Here is a 596-nt window from a genome sequence, read left to right as displayed (position 1 = left end):
GGTGTGCGCGAAATGCTGCTAGAAGCACCGGCATACAGCTACGATGTGCTTGAAAGCATTGTACAAAAGGTGCAAGACGACATTCAGATGGCACCCGCCCCAAAGCTGCAGCGCTCTCGTAGTGTAGGGAAAGATTCCGATACCTATTTTGACCGTATTGCGGCGATCGAATACACCTTGGCTCACGACGATGGCATTACACTGAAAGGCTTGGAACAGGCGGATATCATTCTGCTTGGTGTATCGCGCAGCGGCAAAACACCAACCAGTTTGTACATGGCGATGCAGTTTGGCTTGCGCGTGGTGAACTACCCGTTTATTGCCGAAGACGTCAAGATGATGCGTTTGTTGCCAGAGTTCGAGGTACATCGCCACAAACTGTTTGGCTTAACCATTACGCCTGAACGTTTGAATAAGATTCGTGAGAATCGCCTGTCGGGCAGCGACTATGCCAGTGAAGAGCAATGCAAGTTGGAGTTGGACACGGTTGAAGCTTTATTCAGAAGAGAAGCGATTCCTTACATCAACACGTCGTCATTGTCGGTAGAAGAAATTTCAACGCGCATTCTTGAGAGAGCCGGAATGAAACGCCGTTT

General features: G+C 49.3%; 1 protein-coding gene. It reads left to right on the top strand.

The window, feature by feature from the left end; all coding sequences use genetic code 11:
- On the top strand, positions 1–596 hold a 596-nt coding region (locus R7Z77_RS26890), incomplete at both ends, for a kinase/pyrophosphorylase (RefSeq protein ID WP_318137245.1).

The sequence above is a fragment of the Vibrio sp. 1401 genome (genome assembly GCF_033340295.1).
Note: the sequence above shows the minus strand (reverse complement) of the source record. Positions and strands in the feature narration are given on the sequence as shown.